This is a genomic window from Nocardioides sp. Root1257, assembly GCF_001425175.1.
Classification (GTDB): Bacteria; Actinomycetota; Actinomycetes; order Propionibacteriales; family Nocardioidaceae; genus Nocardioides.
Window position 1 is genome coordinate 34,508 of record NZ_LMDV01000003.1, and the last position, 11,137, is coordinate 45,644.

Annotated in this window: 12 protein-coding genes; 8 read left to right on the plus strand and 4 right to left on the minus strand. The window is 69.0% G+C overall.

From position 1 onward, the window contains the following. Positions 1 to 60: 60 nt before the first annotated feature. Complete coding sequence (locus ASC77_RS26940; protein WP_056150555.1) at positions 61 to 357, minus strand: hypothetical protein; 297 nt, start codon at positions 355 to 357, stop codon at positions 61 to 63. A 270-nt stretch (positions 358 to 627) separates the two neighbouring features. Here ASC77_RS26940 and ASC77_RS07255 point away from each other — a divergent pair, with 270 nt between their 5' ends. From ASC77_RS07255 to ASC77_RS26510, 5 genes are all read left to right on the plus strand, one after another. Further along, positions 628 to 2,919, plus strand: a complete 2,292-nt coding sequence (locus ASC77_RS07255) for a catalase (RefSeq protein WP_056150558.1) — start codon at positions 628 to 630, stop codon at positions 2,917 to 2,919. An 11-nt stretch (positions 2,920 to 2,930) separates the two neighbouring features. After that, positions 2,931 to 3,596 (plus strand): hypothetical protein, encoded by a 666-nt coding sequence (locus ASC77_RS07260; protein WP_056150561.1) that lies wholly within the window; start codon positions 2,931 to 2,933, stop codon positions 3,594 to 3,596. Beyond that, a complete protein-coding gene (locus ASC77_RS07265) occupies positions 3,586 to 4,086 on the plus strand; it encodes a hemerythrin domain-containing protein (protein ID WP_056150563.1) in 501 nt (166 codons plus the stop codon). Before ASC77_RS07260 ends, ASC77_RS07265 begins: the two co-directional genes overlap by 11 nt. Then, a complete protein-coding gene (locus tag ASC77_RS07270) occupies positions 4,083 to 5,264 on the plus strand; it encodes an alcohol dehydrogenase catalytic domain-containing protein (protein WP_056150565.1) in 1,182 nt (393 codons plus the stop codon). The genes ASC77_RS07265 and ASC77_RS07270 overlap by 4 nt, the downstream gene beginning before the upstream one ends. 146 nt (positions 5,265 to 5,410) lie before the next feature. Next, positions 5,411 to 5,572: a hypothetical protein gene (locus tag ASC77_RS26510; protein ID WP_156390980.1), complete on the plus strand. Its 162-nt coding sequence runs from the start codon at positions 5,411 to 5,413 to the stop codon at positions 5,570 to 5,572. Between the two features lie 327 nt (positions 5,573 to 5,899). Here the strand turns inward: ASC77_RS26510 and ASC77_RS07275 are convergent, their stop codons facing one another. Further along, on the minus strand, positions 5,900 to 6,628 hold the full coding sequence (locus tag ASC77_RS07275; RefSeq protein WP_156390981.1) for a VOC family protein: 729 nt from the start codon (positions 6,626 to 6,628) through the stop codon (positions 5,900 to 5,902). Positions 6,629 to 6,724: 96 nt separating this feature from the next. Here ASC77_RS07275 and ASC77_RS07280 point away from each other — a divergent pair, with 96 nt between their 5' ends. Continuing rightward, entirely contained in the window at positions 6,725 to 7,339 is a 615-nt protein-coding gene (locus ASC77_RS07280) for a flavodoxin family protein (RefSeq protein ID WP_056150642.1), read from the plus strand. Between the two features lie 85 nt (positions 7,340 to 7,424). Here the strand turns inward: ASC77_RS07280 and ASC77_RS07285 are convergent, their stop codons facing one another. Both ASC77_RS07285 and ASC77_RS07290 read right to left on the minus strand, forming a co-directional pair. Further along, on the minus strand, positions 7,425 to 8,375 hold the full coding sequence (locus tag ASC77_RS07285; RefSeq protein WP_056150568.1) for a TIGR03557 family F420-dependent LLM class oxidoreductase: 951 nt from the start codon (positions 8,373 to 8,375) through the stop codon (positions 7,425 to 7,427). 71 nt (positions 8,376 to 8,446) lie between these two features. After that, positions 8,447 to 8,662 carry a hypothetical protein gene (locus tag ASC77_RS07290; protein WP_056150570.1) on the minus strand — a complete coding sequence of 72 codons (216 nt, stop codon included), beginning with the start codon at positions 8,660 to 8,662 and terminating at the stop codon, positions 8,447 to 8,449. A 306-nt stretch (positions 8,663 to 8,968) separates the two neighbouring features. Between ASC77_RS07290 and ASC77_RS07295 the strand changes: the two genes are divergently transcribed. Then, positions 8,969 to 9,208, plus strand: coding sequence for a hypothetical protein (locus ASC77_RS07295; protein ID WP_056150572.1), 240 nt, complete (start codon positions 8,969 to 8,971; stop codon positions 9,206 to 9,208). 370 nt (positions 9,209 to 9,578) lie between these two features. Then, the gene (locus ASC77_RS07305; RefSeq protein ID WP_056150576.1) at positions 9,579 to 10,691 is read left to right on the plus strand and encodes a glutamate--cysteine ligase; all 1,113 of its coding nucleotides are present in this window, start codon (positions 9,579 to 9,581) and stop codon (positions 10,689 to 10,691) included. Positions 10,692 to 11,137 lie beyond the last annotated feature (446 nt).

The following is an 11,137-nucleotide window of genomic DNA, read 5'->3' on the forward strand; positions in this document are numbered from 1 at the left end:
ACGCCCCTGATACGCGCCACGGTAGATGTGTCGGACTCGTTTCTAGCCGTCAAGTCCGGCTCAGACCTCCGTACGAATCAGTGCAGGCCTCTGTAGCAGGTTCTCCAGGGAGTCTTCGAATTCGATGGCGGAGTGGTCCTCGCGCAGCTGTGACTTGAGACGGCGAATGCTCGGATAGGGGGCTAGCGACTCGTCCATGTCTTCCTCGATCACGTCGAGTGGTCCTAGGTCCGCCCCCCGTGCGGCGACCTCGAGCAACAGGTGACCCAGGAGAAAGCTGGTGAAGGCTCGATAGGCCTCCACTGTCGCTTGGTCGCTGAAGCCCTCGCGCTGGAGTCCCTCGAGGAACGCCTCCACCCATCGCAGGCTTCGCAACGGTGGGCGCAGCCACGGGGCTTGGGCAGGTCGGGACGCGACTGGCGGGAACGTCTTCGGGTGCGTGGGGCCGCTCCGACACTGGCGTGGTCCGGCAGGCCAGTCATGGCTGCGCCCTTCCGCTTCGTACGCCAGACGTACCCCGTCCCGACGGATGAGGCGCGCCGGCGGACGACCGGCCGGAGCCACCCATCTGGGTGGGGTGGCTGGCCGCACGCGGGGGGTACCAGCAGGTTCTATCCAGGAGGCCCTATGGAACCGAGCACCCCCGCCAAGGCTGTGAAGAAGGCCGTCAAGTCCACCGTCGAAGGCGCCGCCGCCCGGGTCGCCGACGCGCTCGCCGAGCGACAGACTCCTCCGGTGCCCGGCACGCCTGGGTCCGGTACGCCGAAGGTGTCCGAGCCGACCAGGCCAGCCGCGCCGCTCCCGCCGAAGCCCGACCAGACGGGGCCGGAGCGTCGTACGGCGACCGGCGTGGCCACCGACGTCGACGCCGAGGAGGTGTCCGGCCAGGGTCGTTTCCTCACCACCTCGCAGGGTGCACGCCTGCGCGACAGCGACCACTCCCTCAAGGCCGGACCCCGCGGGCCGACGCTTCTGCAGGACCACCACCTGCGCGAGAAGATCACCCACTTCGACCACGAGCGGATTCCGGAGCGCGTCGTGCACGCCCGCGGTGCGGGAGCCCACGGCACCTTCATCGGCTACGGGAACGCCCGGTCGATCTCCGTCGCGGGCTTCTTGCGCAAGAACGTCGAGACACCCGTCTTCGTGCGGTTCTCCACCGTTCTCGGCTCGCGGGGCTCAGCCGACACGGTGCGTGACACCCGCGGCTTCGCCACGAAGTTCTACACCGACGAGGGCACCTTCGACCTGGTCGGCAACAATATCCCCGTCTTCTTCATCCAGGACGGCATCAAGTTCCCCGACGTCATCCACGCCGGCAAGCCGCACCCGGACCGGGAGATCCCGCAGGCGCAAAGCGCCCACGACACCTTCTGGGACTTCGTGTCGCTGCACACCGAGGCGCAGCACCACACGATCTGGAACATGTCCGACCGGGGCATCCCGCGCTCGTACCGCACCATGGAGGGCTTCGGCGTACACACCTTCCGGTGCGTGAACGCCGCCGGGGAGACCTCGCTGGTGAAGTTCCACTGGAAGCCCGTGCTCGGCGTCCACTCGCTGACCTGGGAGGAGGCGCAGCTGCTCGCTGGCACGGACCCGGACTTCCACCGGCGCGACCTCGCCGACGCCATCGAGTCCGGTGCCTACCCGCAGTGGGAGCTCGGCGTCCAGGTCTTCCCCGACACGGACGACGAGACCTTCGAGGGCATCGACCTGCTCGACCCGACCAAGCTGGTCCCCGAGGAGCTCGCCCCGGTCCAGCCCATCGGGCTGCTGACCCTGACCCACAACCCGACCAACTACTTCGCCGAGACCGAGCAGGTCGCCTTCCACGTCGGCAACCTGGTGCCCGGCATCGACGTCACCAACGACCCGCTCCTGCAGGCGCGGCTCTTCTCGTACGTCGACACGCAGCTGACTCGGCTGGGCGGACCGAACTTCAGCCAGATCCCGATCAACCGGCCGCACGCGCCGGTCAACGACATGCTCCGCGACGGCTTTCACCAGGACGCCGTACATGGCGGGGTGGCGCCCTACAAGCCCAACTCCCTGGACGGCGGCTGTCCGTTCTTCGCCGGCGGCGCCAAGGACGGCGCGTTCGTTGACGTGCCGGCCCGCGTCGCCGAGTCGACCAAGGTCCGGGAGAACCCGGCGTCGTACGACGACCACTACAGCCAGGTGCGGCAGTTCTGGCTCAGCATGACCCCGGTCGAGCAGGAGCACATCGTCGCGGCGTACACGTTCGAGCTCGCAAAATGCTTCGAGCAGGCGATCAAGGAGCGGCAGCTCCTCGCGCTCGCCAACATCGATCCGGACCTCTGCGCCCAGGTGGCCGCCGGGCTCGGGCTTCCGGCCCCTGACGCCAGCGAGACGCTCATCGACCTCGACCCGAGCCCTGCACTGTCGCAGATCGGCGGGACCTGGCCCACTGACGGCCGCGTCATCGGGATCCTGGTGGACCCCGACGGCGACCTCACCGGCCTCGACACCGTGCGGACCGCGGTCTCGGACGCCGGGATGGTCCCGCTCGTCATCGCACCGTACGGCGGCACGCTGAAGGGTGGCACGACCGTCCAGCGGACCTTCGCCGCCACCCGGTCGGTCGAGTTCGACGCCGTGCTGGTGGCCGGCCGCCCGGTCCCCGCAGCCGACGCGTTGGTCGTCCGTGACAGCAAGGCCGGCGAGGAGGGCGACCCGCAGCTCGACCCGCGGGTGGTGCTGCTCCTGCAGGAGAGCTTCCGTCACGCGAAGGCGATCGGAGCCTGGGGTGACGGTGTGCCCGCCCTCGAGCTCGCGGGAGTCGCCGACGCGGCGGGCGTGATCACGGGCGACGACCCGGCGACGGTGTTCACCAAGCTGCACACCGCACTCGGTGCGCACCGCGTCTGGGAGCGTTTCGGCACGGTGCTAGCTTGAGCCTGCGGTCGGTGGCTGCCTCGGCCGGCGGTGCGATCCTCGCCGACGCCACCCAGGGCGTGGCGGCGCTGCGGCCCGCGCGCAAGCCACTCCACCCCCGCGGCGAGGTCCTGGACGGGCGGCTCTACCGGCACGGCTCCGACGAGACGACCGGGGTCGCCTGGCTGGACGAGCCGGGCGAGGACGATGCCGTCGTCCGCCGATCCCGCGCGCTCGGCCTGCCGCGCAGCCTGCCCGACATCCACGGGCTCGCGGTCCGGGTCCGAGCCGGCAAGGGGGACGACGGAGACATCCTCTTCGCCACGACGGGGCTTGGCCGCGTCACCCGGTTCTTCCTCACCGCCGCCCGCTCACCCAGCAGCCGGCCAATGACCACCCTGCTGCCCTACGACACCGACGCCGGCGCTCTGCTGCTCGCCGCCGACGGCGGGCCGGAACGCTACGAGCTCTCGTGGGCCCGGGCGTCGGGGGAGTGGCACCACTTCGGCGTGCTCCTGCTGTCGCGACGCACTGAAGAGTCAGAGATCTCGTTCGACCCGCTGATGCACCAGATCGAGGGGCTGCGGCAGTACCCGTCCGTGCGTCGCCTCCGCTCACCCGCCTACGTCCGCGCCCGACGATCGCGCGCGGACACCGACACCGACACCACCACCGAGGAGAACCACCATGTCCACTGACGCCATCGTCATGCTCAAGGACGACCACAAGGTCATCCTCCGCGCCTTCCGCGACTTCGAGGCCGCGGGCGAGGCCGCCCACAAGACCAAGGGCGACCTGGTCGCGAAGATCGTCGAGCTCCTCACGGTGCACACCTACATCGAGAACGAGGTGATGTACCCCCGCGTCCGCGAGCTGCTGCCCGAGCTCGAGGACGACGTGCTCGAGTCGTACGAGGAGCACCACGTCGCCGACGTGCTGGTCATGGAGTTGGTGTCGATGAAGCCCACCGACGAGCGCTTCACCGCCAAGACGACGGTGCTCATCGAGAACGTGCGCCACCACATCGACGAGGAGGAGACCGAGTGGTTCCCGCAGGTCCGCGAGGGCCTCGGCCGCAAGGCCCTCCAGGACATCGGTGTCGAGATGGCGGAGGCGCGCAAGAAGGCCCCACGCAGCCCGGCGCAGCCGAGTGCGCTCAAGAAGACGATTGACGCGGTCGTCCGATGAAGGCCGTGACCTGGCAGGGGAAACGCGACATCCGCGTGGGGGAGGTCCCGGACCCGACGATCGTCGACGGGACGGACGCGATCATCCGCGTGACCACGACCGGGCTTTGCGGGTCCGACCTGCACCTCTACGAGCCGCTCGCGCCGTTCATGACCCCGGGGGACATCGTCGGCCACGAGCCGATGGGCATCGTGGAGGAGGTCGGCCCCGAGGTGCGTGACCTCGCCGTCGGCGACCGTGTCGTCGTGCCCTTCAACATCAGCTGTGGCAGCTGCTGGACGTGCTCGAAGGGCCTGCACAGCCAGTGCGAGACCACCCAGAACCGCGACCAGGGCACGGGCGCCAGCCTGCTCGGCTACAGCAGCCTCTACGGCGCCGTGCCCGGCGGGCAGGCCGAGCTGCTCCGGGTGCAGTTCGCCGACTTCCTGCCGATCAAGGTGCCCGAAGGCCCCTCGGACGACCGGTTCGTGTTCCTCTCCGACGTCCTTCCGACGGCGTGGCAGGGCCTGCGCTACGCGGACCTCTCGACGGACGGGACGCTGCTGGTGATGGGCGCCGGACCGATCGGCGACATGGCAGCGCGGATGGCCCTGCTCGAGGGCCACCGGGTGATCGTGGTAGATCGCGTGCCCGAGCGGCTCGAGCGAGTGCGAGCCCGCGGGGCGGAGACGATCAACCTCGACGAGGTCGACGACCTTGCGGCCGAGGTGCGCGACCGGACCTCCGGCCGCGGCGCCGACGCCGTCATCGACGCCGTGGGCATGGAGGCCCATGGCAACCCGGTGGCCGAGAAGATGATCAAGGCGGTCGGGCTGCTCCCGGACGCCGTGGCGCGACCGTTGATGACGTCGGTCGGCTTCGACCGCCTGGCGGCGCTGCACGCCGGCATCGACGCCGTACGCCGCGGCGGCACCGTCTCTCTCCTCGGCGTGTACGGCGGCGCTGCGGACCCGATGCCGCTGATGCAGATGTTCGACAAGCAGCTGCAGCTGCGGATGGGGCAGGCCAACGTGCGCGCCTGGACCGACGACCTGCTCCCGCTCGTCCTCGACGACGCCGATCCCCTCGGCACCGAGGAGTTCGTGACCCACCGGCTCCCGCTGTCTGCCGCCCCGGAGGCCTACGCGTCCTTCCGGGCCAAGAAGGACGGCATGATCAAGGTGGTTTTCACGCCCTAGGCCAACGCCGTACGAAACGGGCACGATCGTTGCCGGGATGCCCGCGCATCGTCCGTGCGACCGCACCTGGGAGGAGGGCCGACGCGGCCAGCCGTGGCGACCCGCGGATCCGCGGGTCGGCTCTGCGGGTCGTAGGTTCGATCCGCATGTCGACGATTCGGGAGGTTTCCGCGCGACTGCCTGGGTTTGACCAGCACGCCGCTGAACTCGTCGATGGTCTCGACACGGTCCGGAACGACGAGGGCCGAGTGCTCAACGCAGCAGGTCTCCGCGACCTCGAGGAAGTCGCGGAGGGGCTTCAGAGGTAGTTCGCAACTGCCCTGACTTCTGCGCCTGCGCACCCGATCGCCATGCACGACCCTCGCCTGCGGCGGCGGTCTCCAGCTTCGACCGCGTGCCTCCCAAGCGGGGTCGCCGGGGTTGAGCGAGCACGGCAGTCGCGACGCCCGAGCTGCGTGAGTCAGGCGCCGCGACCCTTCACCTGTCGTCAGCGTTCCTCCGGGTCCGGGAGCAATCAACCGCCCGGAGAGGTGAAAATCTCGGCGCCCCAACCACGAGGGGTCACGCCATCAAAGCGTCGCCGCCGCAGTCTGCCGTTGGCCGATACAACAGCCGAGAGTGCAGGTCGATGTCGCTCATCCGAGGTCCCGAAGGCGGGTCTGGGCAGGAGAGTTCCCGGTGACGCAGAACAGCAAGCCGGCCGGGTCGCGCAGGGTGTGCCAGCCGCGCCAACGACCGATGTCCTCAGCGCCCAGGTTCCGCAGCCGGGCGACCTCCGTGTCGATATTGTCCGTGCCGTGATCGAGATGCGCCCTGACGGGGCCCTCGGTCTCGCCGAGCCGTTGGAACAGCAGCTGCAGCGGTGATCCCTCGTCGTCGTGCCACTTGCCCGCGAACCCTTGGGCAGGAGACTGAACCCACCGACCCGGCATCAGGTCGCGCCAGAACGCCACTTCCGCGTCGTGGGCAGCGCGTGGCGCGTCGATGCAGACCTGGACCATGCGGCTGCGGTGCCCGTCCGCCCAAGTGGCCGGGGACGGTACCTCGTGATCGGTTGCTGCCAGCACGCAGAACGGCAGGCTGCCTGGCGACTCGAGGCTTTGCCACCGGTCCGACTCGTGCCGAACCTTCGCACCCAGGGCGACAGCGATCGTCGCAAGTCCAGCAGGGTCCTCGCTCTCGATGTCGACGTGGACACGAGGTGGGCCGTCGATCTTCTGCACGTGGACGTACGGCGTTCCATCAGGTGGCGTGAAGCTCGCCAGTTCCGGGTGCCCGGGCCACGGTGCACCCACAGGCCAGTCGAGTACTCGTGACCAGAACTCTGCCTGGACCGCGTGTTGGTCGGCGGGCGCGTCGATCACGGCATGGACCCAACCCATCGGCCCAGGGTACGACCGCGAGCCGCCAGCGTGGTCGGCATCGCATGGGTCGGGCAGTCGTCGGGTAACCACACCGACATGACTGACAACGACCTTCGTGCTCTGGTGCTCGTGTGCACCCTCAAGCCGAGCCCCGCCTCGTCCAGTTCCCAGCTGCTCGGCCAGCAGGTCCTCGACCAGCTCGGGCAGCACGGGGTGTCCGGTGAGGTCGTCCGCGTCGTCGACCACCGCGTGCGGTTCGGCGTCAGCACCGACGAGGGCGACGGCGACGAGTGGCCCATGATCCGGCAGAAGATGCTCGACTCCGACATCCTCGTGATCGCGACCCCGATCTGGATGGGTCAACCGGCTTCGGTCTGCAAGATGGTCCTCGAGCGGCTCGACGCGGAGATCAGCGAGACTGACGACCAGGGCCGGATGCTGACCCAGGGCAAGGTCGCACTCGTAGCGGTGGTCGGCAACGAGGACGGCGCCCACCACACGGTCGCCGAGGTTCTGCAGGGTCTCAACGACACCGGCTTCAGCGTCGCCGCCAACGCCGGCACCTACTGGGTCGGTCAGGCCATGGGGTCGGTGGATTACAACGACCTCGACGAGACGCCGGAGAAAACCGCCTCCACCACGGCCACGACCGCCGCGAACGCGGCCCACCTAGCCCGGCTGCTGAAGAGCACGCCCTACCCGCCCGCATAGCCCTCTCGGACGCGCACGCCTGGACCCAGGAGCTGTTGCATCCGCCCGCCGGCGCGGATGCCCAGCTGACCCGCCCACCGCCGGGTCACCCGTGCAGGCTGGGCAGCACCTCACGGCCGTAGAACTCGATCATGTCGAGGTAGTGAGGACCCATGTTGGCGAGGTAGAGCTCGTCGTAGCCGGCGTCGGCATAGCTCTGAATCTGCCCGATGTGTTTCCCAACGTCTGTTCCGGCGACGACCGAGTCCCGTGTGGACTCCATCGTGACCAGCTCCGTGGCCTGCTCGAAGTGCTCCGGGGTGGGGAGGATCTGCGCCAGCTCACCGGGCAGACCGGCATTGGGCCAGAGGCGGTGGGCATGCTCCCACCCCTCCACCTCGGTGGGTGCATATGCGACCTTGGCGCCGGCCTGCGCCGGCTTGCCACCGGAGGCATCCTTGAACTGGCTGACGAGGTCTGCGTCCGGTGCGGTTCCGATGTAGCCGTCACCGATACGGGCCGCCAGGTCGATGGCCTTGGGCCCGAAGCCTGACACGAATACCTCGGGAGGCGTGCCGGGCACGTTGTAGATCCGTGCGTGGTCGACCGAGTAGTGGGTGCCGCGCCTGGTCACGAGCTCGCCGGTCCACAGCGCACGGATCAGTGCGACTGCTTCCTCGAGCATCTCAAGGCGTACGTCGATCGGGGGCCATGGTCCGCCCAGGATGCTCTCGTTGAGCGCCTCGCCGGTGCCGACCCCCAACGTGAACCGACCCTCGAGGAGCTCGGCGCAGGTGCCAGCGGCCTGCGCGACGATCGCGGGATGGACGCGGCTCGTCGGGCAGGTCACCGCAGTCGTGACGTGAAGGTCGCAGACCTGGCTGATCGCGCCGATAACGCTCCAGACCAGCGGACTGTTGCCCTGCTCGTTGTTCCACGGGTGGAAGTGGTCGCTGATCCACAGGCTCGTGAATCCGGCGTTCTCCGCGGCTGCGGCCTGGGCGACGAGCTCGGCCGGTGCGTACTCCTCGGTGGACAAGAAGTAGCCGATGCGCATAGGTGCTCCTGACGTTCGGCGAAGAATGGACAGCCCGGACGGTGCCGGGACGGCTGCGGGTCGGGGCGTGGTCAGTGGCTGGCCTTGCCGCCCTTGCGCCCGGCCTTCTTCTTCTGCGCGGTTGTGCCGCCCTGGCTGCTGTCTCCACCCTTGCCGCTCTGCTCCCCGCCGTGCTTGGAGGCGTCGGGGGAGTTGGCGATCTTGGCTGCCCTTTCCTTTGACATGCCCTTGTCTTTGAGGGCTTCGTACTGCTTCTCGTTCTTCACGTTCGCGGACTTGTTCGGCATCGCTGCTCCTCCGTTCGGAAGGTGGTTTCTCGACTTCTGTCGGTACCCGGCAAGGCGCCGAGACACGCCCTGCGGCACATGCTCCAGGGGTCGTGGGTCGACATCTGGGCGTCGCCCGATGGTGTGGGCTCGACTGGATGGCTGTTGCGACGAGCGCTCGACCCTTTCGGTGGTGCATTCAGCGACCTGCGGTGAGGGTGAAAGGAGGGGCAGCAGGGTCAATCTGTCCGGCATGGACGGGACCTGCGCCCGCCTAGAGAGCCTCTCCGCCCGAATGCGCCGAGCTCCGGCGGGTACCGGAAGCCCATGGGAGATCAGGAGCACACCAAGCAGCCGGTGCAGGAAGAGCGTCCGCTCGACGTCGACAGCATCCCCGAGGAGGAGGAGCTCTCGATCGCTGATGCGTCGGACCGAATGGACGCCGAGCCCGACGACCAGCTCAGCCGGCCCGACCAGCCCGACTTCGACGAGGCAGAGCGCCGGCAGTACGAGGACCCGCCGGTCGACCGCCCACTCTCGGAGTCGCACCGGCCCGAGGACCGCTGAGCATCGCTGGCGGTCAGCCGGTCGTTTCGACGTTGTCTTGCGCAGGGCGGTGGTCCTGCCGCTTCTCGTTGGTCACGCTGTCGGGCCCTCGTCGGCGCGACCGTTCCCGCCGTCGGATGCGCCGGCGACTGAGTCCTCCGGTGAGACCTGCTCGCCCGGCTCCCCGAAGCTGGCGACCTCGGATACCTGATCTCCGTCGTCCGGGGTGGTGTCGGGCTCGTCGTCGGTAATGCGGGTGGACGGAGACTCGGCGGGGTTGGTGATGCCGCGTCGGTACCCACATGTCCTCATGCCGAAGCGGTGTGGCATGACGCGGGAACTACGGCTCTCGTGGCACATGCGGCCGTCGCCGCCTGGGCAAAGGGTTGTTATGGCCGTGCGTCAGGTGGGTGTCGAGGAGGAGCTGCTGCTCGTCGACACCAAGACGGGCCAGACACGGCCCGCGGCCCGCGACCTGATCGCGGCCTGCCGCCGAATGCGTGGGAACCTCGTCCAGGTCAAGCACGAGTTCTTCAGCTCTCAGGTGGAGGTGATCAGCAGCCCTCACGTCGAGATGGACGCGATCCGTGACGAGCTGAAGGCTGCGCGGGCGCGGCTGGCCGAGGTGGGCGCTTCGTACGGCGTCGCGCCGCTCGCGGTCGCGGGTCCAGTGCTGGCCACAGCCGCCGGGACCTCGGACGAGTTCTCGCCGGGAGACCGTTACGCAGCCATCGCGACCCACTACGGCGACGTGGCCCGTAGATCGCTGATGTGCGCTCTCCATGTGCACGTCGACGTCAGCGATGACGAGGAGGGTGTGGCGGTGATCGATCGAGTGCGACCCTGGATACCGTTGCTGATCGCGATTAGTGCGAACTCGCCGTACTGGCACGGGCGCGACAGCGGCTACGAGAGCTGGCGCTCACGCCAGTGGAACATGTGGCCGACCTCCGGTCCCGCCGAGCCATTCGGCAGCGCGACGAGGTACCACGCGATGGTGCGTGACATGGTCAGCCGCGGTGCCGCTCTCGACGCCGGCATGGTGAACCTCGATGTCAGGCTGTCGCACCGGTACCCGACGGTGGAGTTCAGGGCAGCCGACGTCTGTACCGATCTTGGCGATGCCATGCTCGTGGCGGCGCTTGGGCGCGCACTGGTGACCCACTGCGCCGAACTGTGGCGGGCTGGGAGTCCCGCGACGGAGTGGCGGGTCGACGAGCTGCGGGCGGCGGCGTGGCGCGCGAGCAGATTCGGGCTGTGCGGCACTCTCGTGTCGCCTCTGACGGGAGATCTCACCGTTGCTGGTGAGCTGCTCCAGCAGCTGGCGGAGCTGCTCGCCGAGCCGCTGGCGTCGGCGGGCGACACCTTCCTGGTCGCGGATGGGCTCACTGCCTTGGCGGCGAGGGGCAACGGCGCGGTCCGGCAACGGCAGGCGTGGGCCACCTCCGCAGGGATGACCGGACTCGTCGCCGATCTCAGGGCGCGGACCGCAGGGACGGGATGATCTGTGGGTCTAGTGCTCCTTACAGCTTCTCGTTCCTCGCGTTGGCGGACTCAGTCCGCATGATGGCTCTTTCGTTCGCACCGAAGCCGAAACTCGGCCGAGGGTCCGCCGAGGGTGAGGTCTCGTGCCAGACGCCCGGCCAAGCGCTCTGTCGTCCACGCGGCGTGTGCAGGCTGGGGCGTACGGCTACGAGCCGGGAAGGCCGACGATCCTCGCCGGGCGCCTAGGGCCCCAGGCCTGGGGGTCTTCGCAGATGCGCTCCCCCCCGCGGTAGCCGGTACCGCGCAGTGACCCGGTCTGCGCGGACGACCACGGTTGCGGGAGGGGTCGGCCGTTCAATAGGAGCGCCGCCCGGACGGGCCACCAAAGTCGAAGACGTGAAGGCCGTGGTCGGCCGGTCTCTGGGACACGTCTGCCATGGAGAGGCGGGAGCCAGCGTTGGCGAT

Excerpts from the sequence above, each read along its gene's own strand:
- ASC77_RS07265 (WP_056150563.1), top strand. The coding sequence starts at position 3,586 with ATGTCCACTGACGCCATCGTCATGCTCAAGGACGACCACAAGGTCATC.
- ASC77_RS07270 (WP_056150565.1), top strand. The coding sequence starts at position 4,083 with ATGAAGGCCGTGACCTGGCAGGGGAAACGCGACATCCGCGTGGGGGAG.
- ASC77_RS07290 (WP_056150570.1), bottom strand. The coding sequence starts at position 8,662 with ATGCCGAACAAGTCCGCGAACGTGAAGAACGAGAAGCAGTACGAAGCC.
- ASC77_RS07280 (WP_056150642.1), top strand. The coding sequence starts at position 6,725 with ATGACTGACAACGACCTTCGTGCTCTGGTGCTCGTGTGCACCCTCAAG.
- ASC77_RS07295 (WP_056150572.1), top strand. The coding sequence starts at position 8,969 with ATGGGAGATCAGGAGCACACCAAGCAGCCGGTGCAGGAAGAGCGTCCG.
- ASC77_RS07305 (WP_056150576.1), top strand. The coding sequence starts at position 9,579 with ATGGCCGTGCGTCAGGTGGGTGTCGAGGAGGAGCTGCTGCTCGTCGAC.
- ASC77_RS07255 (WP_056150558.1), top strand. The coding sequence starts at position 628 with ATGGAACCGAGCACCCCCGCCAAGGCTGTGAAGAAGGCCGTCAAGTCC.
- ASC77_RS07285 (WP_056150568.1), bottom strand. The coding sequence starts at position 8,375 with ATGCGCATCGGCTACTTCTTGTCCACCGAGGAGTACGCACCGGCCGAG.
- ASC77_RS26510 (WP_156390980.1), top strand. The coding sequence starts at position 5,411 with ATGTCGACGATTCGGGAGGTTTCCGCGCGACTGCCTGGGTTTGACCAG.